General features: G+C 64.2%; 23 protein-coding genes and 2 pseudogenes. 11 read left to right on the top strand and 14 right to left on the bottom strand.

Annotation, left to right across the window (positions count from 1 at the left end):
* Positions 1-78 precede the first annotated feature (78 nt).
* Positions 79-312 (bottom strand): DUF4224 domain-containing protein, encoded by a 234-nt coding sequence (locus tag AC25M7_RS05670; RefSeq protein WP_207852794.1) that lies wholly within the window; start codon positions 310-312, stop codon positions 79-81.
* A 106-nt stretch (positions 313-418) separates the two neighbouring features.
* Between AC25M7_RS05670 and AC25M7_RS05665 the strand changes: the two genes are divergently transcribed.
* The 3 genes from AC25M7_RS05665 (at position 419) to AC25M7_RS05655 (ending at position 1,395) form a co-directional block, all read left to right on the top strand.
* Complete coding sequence (locus AC25M7_RS05665) at positions 419-583, top strand: hypothetical protein (protein ID WP_155952720.1); 165 nt, start codon at positions 419-421, stop codon at positions 581-583.
* A gap of 218 nt (positions 584-801) precedes the next feature.
* Entirely contained in the window at positions 802-1,026 is a 225-nt protein-coding gene (locus tag AC25M7_RS05660; RefSeq protein WP_213883363.1) for a hypothetical protein, read from the top strand.
* 141 nt (positions 1,027-1,167) lie between these two features.
* A complete protein-coding gene (locus AC25M7_RS05655) occupies positions 1,168-1,395 on the top strand; it encodes a hypothetical protein (protein WP_028692304.1) in 228 nt (75 codons plus the stop codon).
* 114 nt (positions 1,396-1,509) lie between these two features.
* On the opposite strand, the pseudogene AC25M7_RS05650 reads toward AC25M7_RS05655, so the two are convergent.
* The 5 genes and pseudogenes from AC25M7_RS05650 to AC25M7_RS05630 form a co-directional block, all read right to left on the bottom strand.
* Positions 1,510-2,046: pseudogene (locus AC25M7_RS05650) on the bottom strand (nucleoside phosphorylase-I family protein); the annotation flags it as partial.
* A gap of 23 nt (positions 2,047-2,069) precedes the next feature.
* Positions 2,070-3,029 carry a nucleoside-specific channel-forming protein Tsx gene (locus AC25M7_RS05645; RefSeq protein ID WP_207852792.1) on the bottom strand — a complete coding sequence of 320 codons (960 nt, stop codon included), beginning with the start codon at positions 3,027-3,029 and terminating at the stop codon, positions 2,070-2,072.
* Positions 3,030-3,356: 327 nt separating this feature from the next.
* Positions 3,357-3,542 carry a hypothetical protein gene (locus AC25M7_RS05640; protein ID WP_062359703.1) on the bottom strand — a complete coding sequence of 62 codons (186 nt, stop codon included), beginning with the start codon at positions 3,540-3,542 and terminating at the stop codon, positions 3,357-3,359.
* A 297-nt stretch (positions 3,543-3,839) separates the two neighbouring features.
* Positions 3,840-4,001 (bottom strand): annotated as a pseudogene (locus tag AC25M7_RS05635) (alpha/beta hydrolase); the annotation flags it as partial.
* Between the two features lie 348 nt (positions 4,002-4,349).
* A complete protein-coding gene (locus tag AC25M7_RS05630) occupies positions 4,350-5,261 on the bottom strand; it encodes a LysR substrate-binding domain-containing protein (RefSeq protein WP_028691851.1) in 912 nt (303 codons plus the stop codon).
* A gap of 103 nt (positions 5,262-5,364) precedes the next feature.
* Between AC25M7_RS05630 and AC25M7_RS05625 the strand changes: the two genes are divergently transcribed.
* The 3 genes from AC25M7_RS05625 to AC25M7_RS05615 all read left to right on the top strand — a co-directional run bounded on the left by AC25M7_RS05625 (position 5,365) and on the right by AC25M7_RS05615 (position 7,033).
* Positions 5,365-6,069 (top strand): SDR family oxidoreductase, encoded by a 705-nt coding sequence (locus tag AC25M7_RS05625; protein WP_028691850.1) that lies wholly within the window; start codon positions 5,365-5,367, stop codon positions 6,067-6,069.
* Between the two features lie 71 nt (positions 6,070-6,140).
* A complete protein-coding gene (locus AC25M7_RS05620) occupies positions 6,141-6,632 on the top strand; it encodes a GNAT family N-acetyltransferase (protein WP_182324754.1) in 492 nt (163 codons plus the stop codon).
* A gap of 47 nt (positions 6,633-6,679) precedes the next feature.
* Positions 6,680-7,033 (top strand): SH3 domain-containing protein, encoded by a 354-nt coding sequence (locus AC25M7_RS05615; RefSeq protein ID WP_182324752.1) that lies wholly within the window; start codon positions 6,680-6,682, stop codon positions 7,031-7,033.
* A 2-nt stretch (positions 7,034-7,035) separates the two neighbouring features.
* Here AC25M7_RS05615 and AC25M7_RS05610 read toward each other — a convergent pair whose 3' ends face one another.
* Positions 7,036-7,596, bottom strand: a complete 561-nt coding sequence (locus tag AC25M7_RS05610) for a cysteine hydrolase family protein (protein ID WP_197866460.1) — start codon at positions 7,594-7,596, stop codon at positions 7,036-7,038.
* A 615-nt stretch (positions 7,597-8,211) separates the two neighbouring features.
* Here AC25M7_RS05610 and AC25M7_RS05605 point away from each other — a divergent pair.
* A complete protein-coding gene (locus AC25M7_RS05605) occupies positions 8,212-8,403 on the top strand; it encodes a hypothetical protein (protein WP_241412985.1) in 192 nt (63 codons plus the stop codon).
* 121 nt (positions 8,404-8,524) lie between these two features.
* Here the strand turns inward: AC25M7_RS05605 and AC25M7_RS05600 are convergent, their stop codons facing one another.
* On the bottom strand, positions 8,525-9,442 hold the full coding sequence (locus AC25M7_RS05600) for a LysR family transcriptional regulator (RefSeq protein ID WP_486970824.1): 918 nt from the start codon (positions 9,440-9,442) through the stop codon (positions 8,525-8,527).
* A gap of 101 nt (positions 9,443-9,543) precedes the next feature.
* Here AC25M7_RS05600 and AC25M7_RS05595 point away from each other — a divergent pair, with 101 nt between their 5' ends.
* A complete protein-coding gene (locus tag AC25M7_RS05595; RefSeq protein WP_028691844.1) occupies positions 9,544-10,305 on the top strand; it encodes a sulfite exporter TauE/SafE family protein in 762 nt (253 codons plus the stop codon).
* A gap of 1 nt (position 10,306) precedes the next feature.
* On the opposite strand, the gene AC25M7_RS05590 is transcribed toward AC25M7_RS05595, so the two are convergent.
* The 4 genes from AC25M7_RS05590 to AC25M7_RS05575 all read right to left on the bottom strand — a co-directional run bounded on the left by AC25M7_RS05590 (position 10,307) and on the right by AC25M7_RS05575 (position 14,478).
* On the bottom strand, positions 10,307-11,728 hold the full coding sequence (locus AC25M7_RS05590; RefSeq protein ID WP_069017199.1) for a GGDEF domain-containing protein: 1,422 nt from the start codon (positions 11,726-11,728) through the stop codon (positions 10,307-10,309).
* Positions 11,729-11,840: 112 nt separating this feature from the next.
* On the bottom strand, positions 11,841-13,670 hold the full coding sequence (locus tag AC25M7_RS05585; RefSeq protein WP_069017201.1) for an SLC13 family permease: 1,830 nt from the start codon (positions 13,668-13,670) through the stop codon (positions 11,841-11,843).
* Positions 13,671-13,837: 167 nt separating this feature from the next.
* Positions 13,838-14,218: a glycine zipper domain-containing protein gene (locus AC25M7_RS05580; protein WP_028691841.1), complete on the bottom strand. Its 381-nt coding sequence runs from the start codon at positions 14,216-14,218 to the stop codon at positions 13,838-13,840.
* Positions 14,219-14,292: 74 nt separating this feature from the next.
* Complete coding sequence (locus tag AC25M7_RS05575; RefSeq protein ID WP_207853131.1) at positions 14,293-14,478, bottom strand: hypothetical protein; 186 nt, start codon at positions 14,476-14,478, stop codon at positions 14,293-14,295.
* Positions 14,479-14,654: 176 nt separating this feature from the next.
* On the opposite strand from AC25M7_RS05575, the gene AC25M7_RS05570 reads away from it, so the two are divergent.
* Entirely contained in the window at positions 14,655-15,005 is a 351-nt protein-coding gene (locus AC25M7_RS05570; RefSeq protein ID WP_028691839.1) for a hypothetical protein, read from the top strand.
* Between the two features lie 18 nt (positions 15,006-15,023).
* Here AC25M7_RS05570 and AC25M7_RS05565 read toward each other — a convergent pair whose 3' ends face one another.
* A complete protein-coding gene (locus tag AC25M7_RS05565; protein ID WP_028691838.1) occupies positions 15,024-15,476 on the bottom strand; it encodes an Lrp/AsnC family transcriptional regulator in 453 nt (150 codons plus the stop codon).
* 112 nt (positions 15,477-15,588) lie between these two features.
* On the opposite strand from AC25M7_RS05565, the gene AC25M7_RS05560 reads away from it, so the two are divergent.
* Both AC25M7_RS05560 and AC25M7_RS05555 read left to right on the top strand, forming a co-directional pair.
* Complete coding sequence (locus AC25M7_RS05560; RefSeq protein ID WP_028691837.1) at positions 15,589-16,203, top strand: LysE family translocator; 615 nt, start codon at positions 15,589-15,591, stop codon at positions 16,201-16,203.
* Between the two features lie 61 nt (positions 16,204-16,264).
* A complete protein-coding gene (locus AC25M7_RS05555; RefSeq protein WP_062573578.1) occupies positions 16,265-16,732 on the top strand; it encodes a hypothetical protein in 468 nt (155 codons plus the stop codon).
* Positions 16,733-16,767: 35 nt separating this feature from the next.
* Here the strand turns inward: AC25M7_RS05555 and AC25M7_RS05550 are convergent, their stop codons facing one another.
* Complete coding sequence (locus AC25M7_RS05550) at positions 16,768-17,517, bottom strand: SIR2 family NAD-dependent protein deacylase (protein ID WP_088852692.1); 750 nt, start codon at positions 17,515-17,517, stop codon at positions 16,768-16,770.
* Positions 17,518-17,626: the final 109 nt, after the last annotated feature.

The raw sequence follows: 17,626 nt of genomic DNA, 5'->3' as shown, positions 1-17,626 counted from the left end.
CGGCGCTGAACGCAAACCACTGGTCAAGTCGAATGCAAACAGGGCAAGTCCCTGTTTTTGGTCTACCTAGGACGCATTTCACCTCACCTTCGAAATGAGAGGTGTCCACGTAGGGACTACAGGTGGTGATGACGCCGGTGGCATAACTCCAAGGCTCCCGCCCAGCTTCAAGCGGACGTAATGGCGACCAACCAGTGGGAGGGTTTCAACGAATACCCAACCTCGTTCTTCTAGCCAGCGGCGCTGGTAGCCTCTGGCCTTGTAGCCGCTAGGGGCGGTCAGCCCTTCGTCCGAAAGGATCTCGGTTTCCATGATGGTCTCTTTGGATATGCAGCCCCGTTACCCGCACCTATCGGGGTAAAGTGGGTATAGTGGGGAGCGAGTCGGCAATCGTCCGGCTCATCGAAGGGGTAAGAACATGTACGAATCCGCGACGCATCAGGCGCATTTGCACCTGAAGCAAAAGATTGAACAGTTCTTGTCTAAAGGCGGGGAAATTCAGAATGTCCCCTCAGGTGTCAGCGGCTTTAACCGAAGCTTACCTAAGGCCCACTGGGCCAAAGGGCAGTCAGTTAAATCGTGATCACGATTCCCAGAGCCGTCGTCAAAAGGCGGCTTTCTAACGTGCAGTGAAAACGCGGGTCGAATAGCTCAACGCAGCCTAAAGGAATGCGATGAGCCACGACCAGTGAAGGATCATGCAGCTAGTACAGGCGCACGCTCGCAACTGTCAGTGCGGTTTATTCGCGTGCTGCGGCGTATTGGTGGCATCCCGGCGCAAGGCCAGAAGGAGCATCACCGATGGATCGCGAACCTACCAATCGAGAAGTGGCAGCTGAGATTGGCATTACTGAAGCAGAAGTTGAGCGCTACCGTAGCGATACGTTCCGTCTCGATGATGGTTCCTGGTTGATTCACTTCGGCTTCTTGATGCCGAAGGAGCTTCGCAAAGGTCTCACTGGAAGCTTCACCTTTATCCTGAAAGCCGATTGGAAACCGGGCGATTTGAGGCGTCCTGACTGGTGAGGCTGTGTAAGTGAAGCGTAACAGCAGTTGGAGGCAAGGGTAAGGCAGTCGATGCATGGAACAGACTCGGTAAAGGCGCAGTCCACCGTAATGAGCCGTTGAAGCTGATAGCTCATCCATCCCACCACTTAGGTGAGCTACATGCCCAGCGCAAAGGAAGGCCGTTATCAGGCCTATAAGCTATTAAGAGAGCTTGATGCTCAAATTGCCGCCACGATGAACCAGGTGGCCTACGGTCGAATGAGCCGGGTCGACTGGGAGAAGACGTGCAAAGCCCACCGAATTGCCTTTGATGAGTGGATTAAATTCGCTGATCTGCAGACCTGCGAAGAGATCGACTCAGCTGCGAAAAAGCCCGACGATGTGTGACTGATCGTATTGGCAGCGTACCTCGATATCTCGGGTTAGGTGCCAAATCTGCCAGGAACTGCCAGTCTTTGGCCGCTGGTCGCATTTCAGCGAAACGGATATCTATCTCTCTGATTCGAAGACCTCGGTCTTGTAGTCCAGCGGCGGCTTCTCGTTCGGGCCCTGGGTGTTGATCCCTAGGTAGCCCGTCGGCCAGTCCTTGGGCGCATCCCGCGAGTCCAGCTCCCACTGGGTGCCGAACTCCACCAGGTAATGGGCCCAGGCGGTGGTGCCGAGGGTCCCGTGCTTCGGGTTGATCCCGGCAATCCCCGCGACCAGGAAGTAGCTCTTGCGCAGGTCGAACTTCGGCGATAGCGCCAGTGCCAGGGTCGAGGCCGCGGCGTTGGTCTGGCCCATGCCGGTCACCAGCAAGCAGACGTCCTGGCTGTTGCAACGTATCACTGGATACTCCGCCGACAGGCCCGGTACACGCACTTCCTGCTCCAGCTCCAGGCGCTCGATCCAGTGCTGTGCCTCGGGTGCGAACAGGGTGATCAGCATCACCTTGGGCTTGATCGGCGGCGCAGCCGTCTCGCCGGCCTGGGCCGTCGAGGCGAGCAGGATGCCGCAGGCCAGGCCCACGGCGAGGGAAAGACGATGCATCAGGTGCATGCGAGCCTCCATGGCGCAAGTGATCAGAACTGGTAGCCGACCCCGGCGTAATACCCCCAGCCATCGGACCGGCCGCGGAAATCGCCATCGCCGAAATTCAGCTGGCTGCCGTCCTGCCAGTTGCCGCCATTGTGGAAATGGCGGCCCACCAGGGTGAAGCGCAGGTGGGTGAAGGCGTACAGCAATACGTTGGTGGATACCGTGGCATTGGCCGTGCGGTTGGGGTTGTCCTTGTGCAGATCCGAGCCGAAATCGAAGTTGGTGAAGCCGATATAGGTCAGTGAGGCGCCGTTGTCGAACTTGCCGAGGGGCACGATGTACTTGAGCTGGGCCCGGTAGCCGTCCCACGAGTACTCGTTGCTGGCGCCATAGTTTTCCCACTGGTAGCGACCATAGAAGTTGGCCGACAGGTTGACCCGCGAATGGGTGTCGATGTCGGTGCCCAGGCCGCTGTACAGGGTGTTGGCGCGGTTGGCGCTGTTGCTGCCGTGGTCGTAGATCCAGTCGAAGGCTACGTACCACTCCTTGAACGGGCCGACGGCCAGGCTGCGGCCGGCCAGGTAGTCGATGGAGATCCGTGGCTCGTGCTCCATGAACAGCGGCGAGCCGTGGTCCCACGCGCCTTTGTCATGGCTGTTGCCGATGTCGAGGATCTTCGGGATGTCGATGTAGCCGTACAGCTCGAACGGCCCCTTGCGGCCGAAGTACTCGTATTCCAGGTAGATATCGTCGACCGGGCGGGGGCCGAAACTGATGTCCTTGGTGCCGATCAGGGTGAAGTTCTGGTTGTACCAGTCCGACAGGTAAGGGCCGGATTTTACCGGCGCGGCGGCGGGGCTCAGGGCCTCGCCTTGGGCTGACTCGTTGGAGGCAGTGTCCAGGGCGTGGCTGGTGGTGCTGAGTAGTCCCGTAACAGCGCCCAGTAGCAGGGAGGCAGCCAGGGAGGAGCGAGCCGCTGGGCGCAGGGATGCAGGTTGACGCATTGAAAGTCCTTGTTCATGCGGTGGTAGCCCAAAAAGGCTGAGGTGAGCGAAAGCTTCGGCGATTGTTCGCTTAATTGTTTTGAGCAAACGTTTGCATACTCTGTACCAACCTGCCAGAGGTCTTTCAAATAAAGCTGAATTCGGGGTGTTAGCTGACCTTTCGGTTAAAAAGCTGCATGGAAAATGGGCGTGGGATGGAGGCAGTTACACGCAAGGGGCTGCGCGGTAATGGGTGGTCGATTGAACGCGGGTGGTTTAAGCGATGGGCTTGCGGCGCCTCATCAGAAGGACCAGCCGCAACTCCATCGTCATCTTGCTGGCATCACTTCACTGCAGGGTCTCGGGCTTCATCCCTTGGGAGGCGTCCTTCAATCCCTGTTCCATCCGCCCGATCACCTGCGCCAGTATCGCCGCTCTTTCCAGCTCTCCCGCCGCCTTCATCCGTGCATGATCCCGCCGTAGGTTCAGTAGGCATTTCTGCAGTCCAAGTGCCGAGCTGTCGTAGTTGTCCATGTCGTTCTCACAAGCCGTGGGCATCCGTGCCGTTGTAGGAAAGGCTCGACGGTATCAGGTCAATTCCCCAGCCAATACTGATTATTCATACACTGGCTCACAAATCCGTTGAAACGTCCTACAGCGATAAAAGAGACATCTCACAGAGTGATTTGGGTGGGTGTTTCTGCATGCTTCCGCTCACTTCGCGGCAGGCCCCGGCGTACAGGGCCTGGCTCGAAACAGATGGGGCGCAGAGGTCATTCGTGCACCCCGTCTCCCTTCGAGGCCTGCCGAAACGATATGTTGCAATTACCCTTACAGATGCTCGGCATCCAACACTGCATTGACGAACGCTTCGGGCGATTCCTGCGGCCGGTTGTGGCCGATACCACCGCTCACCAGGTGATAGGCGTACTTGCCGGTGAAGCGCTTGGCGTAGGCCTCGGCCAATGGGTGCGGTGCGCCGTTGGCATCCGAAGGAAGTGGCCTGGCGAGCTGCGGCACGCGTGCGGGTTTCCTCGGCCTGGCCTGGGGAGGCGGCCAGCAGGGCCAGAGGAGCACGGCGCAGGCGAGCAGGGCTGAGCGGTTGATGCGGTTGGCGGTGGCGAACATGGTGCATCTCCTTGGCGGGCCATCGGTGTGGGCTGGATGGCGTGTAGTTAAGGCGGTGGCTGTGTCCGGGGGGGCGGGTGCTGGCGGGGTGGGCGTTCGTGTGTATCGGAAGGCGGTTGGTACACAGAACGCTACAAAGGCAGGGCCGCATTGCGGTCGATCGCCGGCTTGCCAGCGATGAGCTGCGCAGCAGCCCCACAGGGCGAGACAGGATCAGTCTTGCTTGTTCGCTTGCGCCTGCAGCCAGCGCACCACCTGCTCGGCGGCCGAGCCTGCCTGCGGAGCATGGCCGGCGAGCAGGTGAAAGCCGGCATCGCTTTGCAGCTCATGGTCCTCCAGGGCCAGTACCAAGGTGCCGGCCCTGAGGGCATTTTCTACCAGCAGGCGGGGTACCAGGGCGATGCCCATGCCTTGCTCGGCGGCCTCGATGGCGAGGATGGTCTGGGAGAACACCGGGCCGCTGAAGCGCGTGCCGGGCAGCGCGTAGTGATCGAACCAGCGCTTCCAGTTGTTGTGGCTGTCGGAGATCAGCGGCTGCTGCGCAAGATCCGTGGCTAGCCGCCAAGGGCGCTCGCCGCGCAGTGCCGGCGCGCACACCGGTACCGCCACGCCGGGCAGCAGGGGCATGGCGTAGGCGTCGGCGAAGGGCGGCGCTCCCCAGCGCACGGCAAGGTCCACGGCACCCTTGCCGTTCAGGGGGCGGGTAGTGTCGGAGGCGTCGATCATCAGCGCCACCTGCGGGTGTGCCTGGGCCAACAGGCCCAGGCGCGGGATCAACCAGCGGCTGGCGAAGGCGGGGGTGGTGCTGAGCAGGATCTGCCGGGGATCGCGCTGGCTGTCGCGCTCCAGCAGTTCGCCGGTGGCATCCTCGATGATGTCCAACGCCAGGCGCACGCGGGTCAGGTAGTCGGCGCCGTCCGGGTTGGGTCGCAGGCCTCGGGGCAGGCGTTCGAACAGCGGGCGCCCGAGCTTGTCCTCGAGGGTGCGCACCTGCTGGGCAACGGCGCCGGGGGTGACGTGCAGCTCGTCGGCGGCGGCGCGGAAGCTGCCCAGGCGGGCGGCGGCCTCGAAGGCCACCAGGTGGTTGACGATGGCGGGGGCATTGCGTCGCTTGGGCGCGCTCATCCAGTAGATTTCCTGCAGGCTGCTGCCAGTATTTGTGATTGGTGCGTTAAGCCGGATTCTGGCTTCATGGGCCTACTTGATCAACTCCCTGAAGGAGCAGCAAATGTCTTCGCAGAAAGTCGCAATCATTACCGCAGGTGGCAGTGGCATGGGCGCTGAGGCCGCACGGCGGCTGGCCGCTGATGGCTTCAGGGTGGCGATCCTGTCGTCGTCCGGCAAGGGCGAGGCGCTGGCGGCCGAGCTGGGCGGCATCGGCGTGACCGGCTCGAACCAGTCGGTAGAAGACCTGCAGCGTCTGGTGGATACCGTGATACAGCAGTGGGGGCGGGTTGATGTGCTGGTCAACAGCGCAGGCCACGGCCCGCGCGCACCGATCCTCGAGCTGAGCGACGATGACTGGCACCGTGGCATGGAGGTGTACTTCCTCAACGTGGTGCGCCCGACTCGCCTGGTGACGCCGATCATGCAGCGCCAGGGCGGCGGCGCCATCATCAACATCTCGACCTTCGCCGCCTTCGAGCCGGATCCGGCGTTCCCGACCTCCGGGGTGTTCCGTGCCGGGCTCGCGGCCTTCACCAAGCTGTTCGCCGACCGTTACGCGGCAGAGAACATCCGCATGAACAACGTGCTGCCGGGCTTTATCGACAGCCTGCCGGAGAAAGAGGAATTCCGTAACCGGATTCCGATGGAGCGGTACGGCAAGGCCGAGGAGATCGCGGCCACTGTCGCCTTCCTGGCCTCCGAGGGCGCGGGCTACATCACTGGGCAGAACCTGAGGGTCGATGGCGGCATCACCCGTTCGGTGTAACTGGTGCATGCAGCTGGGCGACGACTTCCGTTAGCATGTCGCCCCTGTTTCCCGCTATCCGGATCCGCCCCATGAGCACCTCGATGTTCCGCCAGGCCACGGCAACCGACGTGGACCACTGCTACCAGATCGAAACCAGCGCCTACGAAGGCGACGAAGCCGCCACCCGTGAGAAGATCGCCACGCGCATCGCCCAGTACCCGGAGGGCTTCCTGGTGCTGGAGGCCGATGGCCAGGTGATCGGCTTCATCAACAGCGGCTGCGCCGACCAGGTGGTGATGTCCGACGAGGCCTTCAAGGAGCTGGTCGGACACGACCCGCAGGCGCCTAACGTGGTGATCATGTCGGTGGTGCTCGACCCGGCGTACCAGGGCCTGGGCCATGCCAGCCGGCTGATGGCGCGCTTCGTCGAGCAGATGCGCGAGCGCGGCAAGGCGACCATTCACCTGATGTGCAAGGATCGCCACGTCGGGCTGTACGAGAAGATGGGCTACACCTATGTACGCCCGTCGGCCTCCGATCATGGCGGCATGGCCTGGCACGAAATGATCATGGTGCTCTGAAGGGCCTTCGACTAGCATCGACGCTTTTCGCAGCCAGGGAGAGGCCTGTGAACTACGTCGTGATTGCCGCACACCGCAGTGAATACCCTGCGCCCATCACCTTTGCCCAGGGCACGTTGCTGGATATTGGCCAGCGTTACGAGGGCGACGAGCACTGGGAGGACTGGTACTTGTGCAGTTGCCACGGTCAGGAGCCGGGCTGGGTGCCCGGCCAGCTCATCGAGCGGCTGGGCGTCGGTCGAGGCAGGGCAGTGGAGGCCTATTCGGCGCATGAGCTGGACGTTGACCCCGGCCAGCTGCTGGAGGGCCTGCGCCCGCTGAACGGCTGGATCTGGTGTCGTCGTGCCGGTAACGGGGAGCTTGGCTGGGTGCCGCTGGCGAAGCTGCGCCTGCTGGACTGAGTTCAGGCCATGGCCAGGACAGCCGCGCTGTCGAGAATCCGCGCATAGTCCATGGCCAGGTTGCCCAGCGCCAGGGCATGGACATCCTCCGCCGGCCACAGTCGGCCCTGCAAGTCGTGCTGGTCGAAGGTGTAGCAGGCATCGGCCACCACTACCGTATCGAACCCCAGGTTACCTGCCGAGCGTGCGGTCGACTCCACCGAGTTGTTGGTGATCACCCCAACGATGACCAGCTGGCTGATGCCGCGCTGGTGCAGCCAGCGTTCAAGCCCACTGTTGCAGAAGGCGTCGGGCACGTGTTTTTCGAACACGGTCTCGCGGGCGTGCGGAGTGAAGGCGGGCTGGAACTCGCAACCGGGTTGGCCCGGCCAGAACACCGAATCGGGATCGCGGGAAACATGGCGCACATGCACCACCGGGCGCATGCTCGCGCGCCAAGAAGCGAGCAGTTGGTTGATGCGCTGTTCGGCTTCGGGGTTGTTGCGACGGCCCAGGCGAGGGTGGTTGATGCCGTTCTGCATGTCGATGATCAGCAGGGCGGCGTTGTTGGCGAGCGCGGTCATCTCCGGTAGTTCTCCTTGTCTGGGCTTCGGACCGTAGCACAGGTGTGTTACCTGCGCAGACGTCATCGCGGGGCAAGCCCGCTCCCACGCCGATCGCCTTAACCTCGCGTCTTTTACCCGTGGGAGCGTGCTTGCCCCGCGATGGGAGAAATCATCATCTGATATGCTTTTTTTCCTCGAACCTGAATCTGTAACCGTATCAGCGGCTGCCGGACAATACGTCCAGGCCCAGCCTTCCAACCCGGTGTGCGCTGGGCAGGTTGCCCCGCTGCACTGCCGCAGCGGCCAGCCCCGCCGTTACGACATCACACTGTAGAGGTTCCGATGGGCAAGCTCGCGCTGTTTCTGGGTGGTTTTCTGCTGCTGACTATCATGATTGGCCTGCTGGGTACCATCCCGCCAAGCTGAGCCGTAAAATTTTCTTGTCCCGGCCCGCCTGGCGCAATGGCGGGCCAGACACGTCGCCCGGTTTACCCTGCCCCCCTGGCCGCAGTCGTCTAGACAAGCGGTATCTGCAAGTCGTTCTCAAGTACAAGTCGCTCGTGTAATCTCGCGCCCCCAATCCCAGGGCCCGGGCACACGGGCCGTTCACTTGCCTTGGAGACAATACACACTATGGAATGCAAGAAGGGCTCTGCAGCGATGCTGGAGTGGCGCGGTCGTTTTCTCGGTGAGGGCATCCTCCACGAAGCGGACTACGATCAGGCACTGCGCCGTGCCGAAGAGTTGGAGCGTTCTGGTGTGATCAGCGCAAGCGAATGGATCGAGTTGGTCAAGCTGGCCAATGCGGCTTTACTGCGCTTGTAAAAATTCCTTCAAGGCTTGTAGAAACTGTCCACAAAAATCGTGGGTAGGTCTGTGGATAAAGCGCTGCAGGCCATTGTTTTCAGGGTCTCTGTTAGATTGAGCAGAAATTGAGCAGCCCTGTTCAGGGCTGTTTCCCACTGCGCAGACCAGCTTCGCGCAGGGCTTGCAGCAGTTCGCGGACCTTCGCCGGCCGGTCGCCGGCTGGGTACACGGCGTGCATCTGCGGGTCCTGTCCGGTGCTGGATGTCAGGTGGTACTCGGGACAGACCCGCACCAGGCGCCCGGCACGTACCTCCGGCTCCCCCAGCCAATCCGCCAGCCGGGCGATACCGGCCCCCGCCAGGGTACTCTGCAGCACCGCCACCCCCGAGCCCAGGCGCAGCCGAGGCCGCGGGCGCAGGCTCACGGTGTGTCCATCCTTGCTGAAATGCCAGGCCTTCAGGATGCGCGGCGCGGTGTGCAGAATCAGCGTATGCCGCTCCAGGTCTTCCAGTACCTGCGGTGTGCCGGCCAACGCCAGGTACTGAGGGCTGGCGTAGAGATGGCGGCGGTAACGCCATAGTGGATAGCCGATCAGCTCGCTGGACTGCGGGAAGGCCCCGCGGATCACGAAATCCAGCTTGCCTTGCAACGGGTCGAAAGCATGGTCGCCGTACTGTACGTCGAGGGTGACGTGGGGGTGGCGCCGGGCAAATTCGGCCAGCACCGATGGCAGCACTTGCAGGGCCAGCACCTCGGGCGCGGCCAGGCGAATCCAGCCTTGGGCGTCGCCGGTCAGCGCCGCCAGTTCGTCGGCGGCATCCCGTTGCACATCTAGCAAGCGTTCGGCGTGGGGCAGTAGCCGCTCGCCAGCTTCGGTCAGGGAAACCGAACTGGCGCTGCGGTTGAACAGCTTGGCGCCGCTGTTATCCTCCAGGGCCTGCACAGCTCGGGTCACCGCGCTGGGCGAACGCCCCAAGGCACGGGCGGCGCTGACGAAGCTGCGCTTGTGCGCGACGCTGACGAACGCCTGTATTTCACGCAGCATGTCCAGTGCCATCGCGGGCCTCCTTGTTGCAGTTTTCGCAATATGGCATTTCAACACACGCGCGCCGCTTTGATTAGTCTGGCAGCCTGTTTTGTGCCGCCCGGACCCTCGAGATGATGGATATCGCCCTGCTTTCGCTGTTCGCCTTCGCCGCTGGCCTGATCGACGCCGCCGTTGGAGGTGGCGGGCTGATCCAGATCCCGGCGTTGTTCAACGTGCTGCCCAACGCCCAGCCGGCGGCCTTGCTGGGCAGCAACAAGCTCGCCTCGGTATGCGGCACCAGCTTTGCGGCGCGTTCGTTCATCCGCAAGGTCACGCTGGACTGGGGGCTGATCGTGCCGGCGGCGCTGAGCGCCTTCGTCATGTCGTTCTTTGGCGCGGCCACGGTATCGCTGGTGCCGGCAAGCGTGATGCGGCCGATGGTGCTGGTGCTCATTGTGCTGATGGCCATCTACACCTTCTGCAAGAAGGACTTCGGCACCTTGCACAAACCGAGGGTGATCGGCCGCAAGGAACAGTGCCTGGCGGTGCTGATCGGTGGCGCCATCGGCTTCTATGATGGGCTGTTCGGGCCGGGCACCGGCAGCTTCCTGATCTTCCTGTTCATTCGTTTCTTCGCCCTGGACTTCCTGCATGCCTCGGCCTCGGCAAAGCTGGTCAACATTGCCACCAACCTGGCCGCGCTGGTGTTCTTCATCCCGTCGGGCAATGTGCTGTGGGCCATTGCGCTGCCGATGGCGCTGTTCAACATCCTCGGTGCGCTGACCGGCACCTGGCTGGCGGTGCGCAAGGGTGCGGGTTTCGTGCGCGGGCTGTTCCTGGTATTGCTGTGCGTGTTGATCACCAAGCTCAGCTGGGACCTGCTGGTCGGTTGAGTCACCGCACCTGGCGCTGCCCTTCGGCCTGCTCGACCCGGTTGCGGCCTTGGGCCTTGGCCCGGTAGAGCGCTTGGTCGGCGCTGGCCAGCAGTTCGTCGAGGCTGGGCGCCGGGGTGTCGGCGGCGCAGCCGCTCAGGCCGATGCTGACGGTGATCCGTAGCGCCTGCTCTGGCTGGGCGATATGCAGGTCCTGCACTGCCCGGCGCAGGCGCTCGGCGGTAAACCTGGCCAGCTCCGGCGCCAGCCCCGGCACGATGATGACGAACTCCTCGCCACCCAGGCGGGCGAACAGCTCGCCGTCGTGCAACTGGTCCTGCAGGGTCATGGCGAACTGGCGCAGCACCTGATCGCCGACCCCGTGGCCATGGCGGTCGTTGATGGTCTTGAAGTGGTCGATATCGAGCATCATCAGGGTCAAGGGCAACTGCGGCGTGTGCTGACGGCTGTCCAGCAGGGCGTTGGCGCGGCGGGTGAAGGCACTGCGCGACAGTGTGCCGGTGAGGTGGTCGATGGTTGCCTGATGCGCCAGGCGCGCCATCAGGCTGCGGTTGGCGCTGCTGACGCAGGCCAGCACCAGCGGGCCGAGCACCAGCATGGCGATGCCCAGGCGTGCCGACATCAGGGTGGTGACCCCCGACTCGCTCTGGGGAATGCTGAAGTGCATGAGGTTCTGCGCCACGGCGACGATCAGCGTACTGCCCGCGGTCAGGGCCAGCAGCGCCACCAGGAACGGTGAATAGCTCAGCGCGCACCACAGCAGTGCGGCGATCGGGAAGGCGATGGCCCCGGGGCCGCCGAAGACGATGCTGACCGCCAGCGAGGCCAGCAGTACCAGCAGCGGTGCAAGGCGGATCGGCTGGCTGCCGTGGCCGCTCAAGGCGCGGGGCGAGGGGGCGGTGAGCAGCACGGGCAGGACCAGCACGCTGGTGGAGAACTGTTCGCTGAACCAGGCAAGCCATGTGGCGCGCAGCGATTGTTCGAACCAGGGCGTGGCCATCACACAGGCCAGGCTGGCGGCGACCATGGCACCGACCGCGCAGGCGCCGAACAGGCGCAGGGTGCCGTGGGGCGTACGCAGGCGTCGATGTACGCGTGGCAGGCGGGCCATCAGGTACCAGATGCTGACGATGGCGCCGAGGTTGCACAGGTTGAACCACAGGGCCGGTTTCCAGGCGCTGCCGCAGCCGAGGTCGGCGACCACCATGGCCAGGTAGATGAGGGCGAATCCGGAGGGGGTGGCCTGGCGCGGATTGCGCAACAGCACCCCGGCGAGTACGGCGTTCACCGGCCAGAACAGCGACAGCGACTCGATGGGGCGGGCGAGGATGCCGGCCAGGGTCAATGCCAGGGTCAGGCCGAACAGGATCAGCGGGGGCAGCAGGCGCGACGGAGCTGATGACACCATGGGCTCGACCGACAAGCGAAGACAGAATCCAGGAAAACGGCCGTAGGCACCTGGGACGATAGTCTGTGAGTGTCTTTCAACTGCCCAATTGATGTCAATTCGCCGCAAATCGCTTGGATCGTGGCGACTACAGGCCGAACACCCACGGCACCATCAGCACGGTGACCAGCATCACCAGGAAGGTGAAGGGCACCCCGACCTTGACGAAGTCCCCGAAGCGGTACTGCCCGGGCCCCAGCACCAGGGTGTTGACCGGCGACGACACTGGCGTCATGAACGCCGCCGACGCCGCCAGGGCCACGGTCATGGCGAACGGGTAGGGCGACATGCCCAGCTGCTGCGCGGTGCTGACCGCCACCGGGGCCATCAGCACCGCCGTCGCGGTGTTGGAGATGAACAGGCCGATCAGCGCGGTGAGGGCGAACAGGCAGGCGAGGATCACGCTCGGCCCTGCGCCGCCGAGGGCGCCGACCAGCGCGCCGACGGCCAGGTCGATGCCGCCGGTCTTCTGCAGGGCGAGGGCGAAAGGCAGCATGCCGACGATCAGCACCAGGCTCTGCCAGTGGATGGCGCGGTAGGCGCTGTTCATGTCGATGCAACGGCCGGCGCCCATCAGCAGGCAGCCGATCAAGGCGGCGATGACGTTGGGTACCAGGCCGCTGACCATCAGCCCGACCATCACCGCCAGGCTGATCAACGCGTAGGGCGCGCGGGCGCGGGCCGGGGCGACCTGGTCGATTTCCGCCGGCAGGCTCAGCACCAGGAAGTCGCGGGGCTTGCCCTGCAGCTGGCGCACCGCTTTCCATGGGCCGACCACCAGCAGGGTGTCGCCCAGTCGCAGCTTCTCTTCCACCAATTGCCCTTCGATCGCTTGCTGGTCGCGGCGCAGGCCGACCACGTTGAGGTCGTAGCGCGTGCGGAAGGTCAGTTCGAGGAGGGTCTTGCCGATCAGTTGTGAGCCCGGAGGCAACGAGATCTCGGCCATGCCCACTTCCTGGGACTGGTCGATGAAATAGGCCGCCTTGAAGTGCAGGGGTTCGAGCAGCATCGACTGGCACAGGCTGCGCAGGTCGTCGCGGTTGGCGAATAGGTCCAGCAGCAGCACGTCGTCCTGTTGCAGCAGGGTACCGGAGTCGGCAGTGATCACCCGGGTGGTGAATTTGTGCTGGCGCTCGATGCCGATCACATTGGCGCCGTGGCGGGTGCGCAACTCCAGCTCGCCCAGTGTGTGGCCGATCAGCGGCGAATGGGGGCGAATGCGCAGGCGCCGCTCGCGGCCGCTGAGCTTGTAGTCCAGTACCAGGTCGAGCAGGGTGCGGCGGCTTTCGACGCGGCCGTCCTTGCGTACCTCGCCGTTGAGCCAGTGGCGGGTCAGCAGCATGTAGCCGATACCCAGCACCAGCACCACCAGGCCGAAGGGCGTGAAGCTGAAAAAGCCGAAGCCGCTTTCGCCGTGGCGCACCAGCTCGCTGTGCACCACCACGTTCGGCGGGGTCGCGACCAAGCTGAGCATGCCGCTGATCAGGCCGGCGAAGCTCAGCGGCATCATCAGCCGGCTGGGCGAAAGCTGCAGGCGTGCGGCGATGCTCAGCACCACCGGGATGAAGATCGCCACCACGCCGGTGGAACTCATCACCGAGCCCAGGCCAGCCACCGCGACCATCAGCAGCACCAGCAGGCGCGCCTCGCTGTTGCCGGCGCGTTCGCTCATCCATTCACCGATGCGGTAGGCGATGCCGGTGCGCACCAGCCCCTCGCCGATCACGAACAGCGCGGCAATCAGTACCACGTTGGGGTCGCTGAAACCGGCCAGGGCTTGCTCCACGGTAAGAATGCCGGACAGCGGCAGCGCGAGAATCACCAGCAGGGCAACCACGTCCATACGTGGACGGTTGATGATGAACAGGACGACGACGACGGCCAGCAGGCCTAGGACCCAGAGCAACTCATGGTTCATGGGGAGGGGATGTTCCTTCACACAGGGGCACGATAGGCGATGGCCCTAGTGTGGCAGCTCGACGCGAATGCGTCGTTGACGTGCTGCAGTGTTTTTGCCGGTTGGCGATCTGCTGCGTAATGGCAGGGCGCTTGGGGCGGGCCCGCGGCCCCCCCCGTACTGCTGAATCAGTGGCGATGCTTGTGCTTGCGGTTGCTGTCGCCCATATGGTTGCCGATCGCGCCGCCCGCCGCGCCGCCCAGGCCTGCGCCGATGGTCGAGCCGTTGGCGCCGCCGAGCTTGCCGCCGATCAGCGAGCCACCGGCCGAACCCAGGCCGCCACCGATGGCGGCTTCGGCCCGGTTGCCCTTGCGGGCGCCCACCGCGCTGCCGGCCGCACCGCCCAGGCCCGCGCCGATGGCTGCGCCGGTGCTACCGCCGATCTGTTTGCCGACGACGTTGCCCAGGGCGCCACCCAGGCCTCCGCCGATGGCCGCAGTGCCGTCACCGGCGAAGGCGCCCTGGCAGAGCAGCAGGCCGAGGGCGAGGGAAGGCAGAGTCAGACGCATGTTGTGAACCTCAGGGAAGTCATCAGAAGTAGGGTGCCGCGTGATTGGCGGCGAGTCAGGGTTGGAATGACGCTTCAGCGGTAGTAGCGGTCACGGTACTGGCGGTCGTCATCGTCACGGTCGTGGCGATGGTGATGACGGTGGCCGCGGTCACGGTCACGGTCGCGCCAGCCGTCGTCATCGTCGTGGTAGTGATTGCTGTAGCAGCCGCCGAGCAGCAGCAGGGTGGCGATCATCGAAAGGCTGGCAAAGCGTTTCATCACGTTATAGGTCCTTGATCCGCAACGGTTTACGCGGTACCTCCTGAGACCTGTGGCGATCGATTTGGTTCTTTGTCGCGCAAATATTTATCGCGGCGGCGATGAGCGGCAGCGGCGATTCCCCGGTCGGCCAGGCGGTGCTAGAGTCAGCTTCTTTTTTGTCCCGAGGATGGAACATGCGAGCAATTCTGCCGATCACCGTGGCGCTGCTGCTGGCGGGCTGTGCATCGTCGACCATGGAAGCGGCGCGCAACGGGTCGCCCACCGCACGCCTGGATTCGCACAAGACGCCGGACCTGGTCGCCCAGTGCATCCAGTTCAGCTGGCAAGAGGAAAACACCTTCGGGGTCGATGCCAGCGGTTACCTGGAGGCGCGCAAGCAGGGTGGGTTCACGGTGTACACCCGAGAGGCCGAGTCATTCGTCGATGTCTACGCCCAGGCCGGGGGCACCCGTGTGGACTACTACGCGCAGAAGGACGACCAGATGGCCCTGCGCCGTCGCGCGGCGGCGGCGACCTGCCTGTAGGGCCATCCCCGCCGGTGGTCACATCGGCAACAACCTGTCCTGAATCACTTCTTTCATCACCAGTGTCGAGCTCAAGCGCTTGACATTGGGGATGCTCGTCAGCTGTTCGTCGTACAGTTTCTGGAACGCCGGCAGGTCCTTGGCCACCACATGCAGCAAGTAGTCCGGATCGCCGAACAGGCGTTGGGCCTCGACAATCTGCGCAATTTCCCCGAGCGCCGCCTCGAAGTCCGCCACCGGCTGGCGGGTCACTTCACGCAGGGTCACGAACACCAGCGCGGCGAAATTCAGGCCCAGGGCCGCCGGGGCCAGGCGAGCGTGGTAGCCGAGGATGGCGCCGGATTCCTCCAGCGCCTTGAGGCGGCGGTGGCAGGGCGACAGGCTCAGGCCCACGCGCTCGGCCAGTTCGGTAACCGACAGGCGTCCGTCCTTCTGCAGCTCGGCAAGGATTTTTCGATCGGTTCGATCCATAGGGGAGAATCTTCCAGTATTCGGCGTGTTGCAGGGAATATACGAAAGAAAATCCCCGGGTGATATCCGTAGTCTTTCTTTCACCGAAACCTGTGTGGAAGGAAGGGTCGACATGACCATGAGTGTATTGGCGGCGTTCTGGGCCGTCTCCCTGCTGTTCGTGATCACCCCTGGTGCCGACTGGGCCTATGCCATCTCGGCCGGCATGCGCGGGCGCTGGGTGGTACCGGCGGTGGCCGGCATGCTCTCCGGGCATTTCCTGGTCACCCTGGTGGTGGCGGCCGGGGTCGGTAGCCTGCTCGCCGGGCACCCGCTGGCGCTCACCCTGCTGACCTTGGCTGGCTGCGTTTACCTGCTGTGGCTGGGCGGCAACCTGCTGCTGAGCCCGGCGGTGCCCGAGGCGGGCGAAGGCGGCGAGCGAGACTCGGGGTCGCGCTGGGCGTTCAAGGGCCTGTGCGTGAGTGGGCTCAACCCCAAGGTCTTCCTGTTGTTCCTGGCGTTGTTGCCGCAGTTCACCGATCCGCAGTCGAGCTGGCCGCTGCCGCTGCAGATCCTGCTGCTGGGGCTGGTACACCTGGGCAGCTCGCTGGTGGTCTACCTGATGGTCGGCTATGGGGCCAAGGCCGTGCTGCGCACCCGGCCTGTGGCGGCGCGGGCGGTGGGGCGGCTGTCCGGCGGCGTGATGATCCTGATTGCCGTGGGGCTGATTGCCGGACAGTTGCGTTGATCCTCTCAACAGCGGCGGCTTGGGCTATGCTGACGACCTTCTTGAACCGGAACCGCCAACCATGAAATACGCCGCCGCACTCTTGCTCAGCCTGCTTCCGTTGCTGGCCCATGCCGTGCAGACCGGGGAAACCCTCGCACCCTGGACCCTGCTTGACCAGTACGATCAGCCCTACAGTCTGGGCGCCGACACCCGCATCCTGCTGGTTGCCCGCGACATGGACGGTGCCAAGCTGGTGAAGGCGGCGCTGGCCGAACAACCCAAGGGCTATCTTGAGGCGCGTGGTGCGGTGTTTGTTGCGGATATCCAGCGCATGCCGGCATTGATCAGCAAGCTGTTCGCCATCCCGGCCATGCGCGACTACAGCTACCGGGTGCTGCTGGACCGTGAAGGCCGGGTCGCCAGCCGCTATGCCGGGGAGCAGGGCAAGGTGTTGTGGCTCTCGCTGGACAATGGCGTACTGGTCGGGCAGAAGAGCTATACCGCTGCCGATGACCTGAAAGCTGCATTGGACCAGGCCAGCCGCTGAAACCTGCGGGCTTGCCCGGCGACAGCACGGCAGGTTCAGGGAAACGCCTGGCGCATCAATTCAGGCAACACCTCGCCCGCCTTGCCGGCCAACGCGAATGCCCGCGGATGCTGCTCACTCGCAGGCTGCGGGTTGACCTGCACCACTGTCGCCCCCGCCGCCAACGCCAGGCGTGGCATCGAGGCCGCCGGCTGCACCACGCCGGACGTTCCCACCGACAACAGCACATCGCATTGCTGCGCGGCGTCGAATGCCCGCGCCAGCGTCTGCTCCGGCAACCTCTCGCCGAACCATACCACCCCGGGGCGTACCGGCCCGGCGCAGTGGGTGCAACGTGGAGGTTCGATGCGCCGGCCTTGCAGGGCGTCCTCGGGCACGGCCACCGGTCCGTCCACCCGGCGCGCGCAGTCCAGGCAGCGGAACGCATCCAGCCGGCCATGCAAATGCAGCACGTTCTGGCTGCCAGCGCGTTCGTGCAGGTCATCGACGTTCTGCGTCACCAGCGTCAGCTTCGGCACCCGCGTCGCCAGCGCGGCGATGGCCAGGTGGGCGGCGTTTGGCGTGGCCTGGGCGATCCCGGCGCGGCGCATCTGGTACCAGCCCCAGACCAGCGCCGGGTCGGCGCGAAAACCTTCGGCACTGGCCAGCTGCGCCGGGTCGAAGCGTTCCCACAACCCGGTCAGCTTGTCGCGGAAGGTGGCAATGCCGCTTTCGGCGCTGACGCCGGCGCCGGTGAACACCACCACATGGCGGGCTTGGGCGAGCAAGGTTGGATCGAACGGCATGGGGGCTCCACGGCGTGGGTGCTGGACAGCTACCCACTGTGCCAGTGGGTGGCAGGCCGGACAAGATCCGAGTGAACCCTTGCTGTGTTCGGCGACCCAACCCAGTACA

This window comes from Pseudomonas sp. P106(2024) (genome assembly GCF_057480815.1).
The sequence above is the reverse complement of the archived record's forward strand: the minus strand, read 5'-3'. Positions and strand labels throughout refer to the sequence as shown.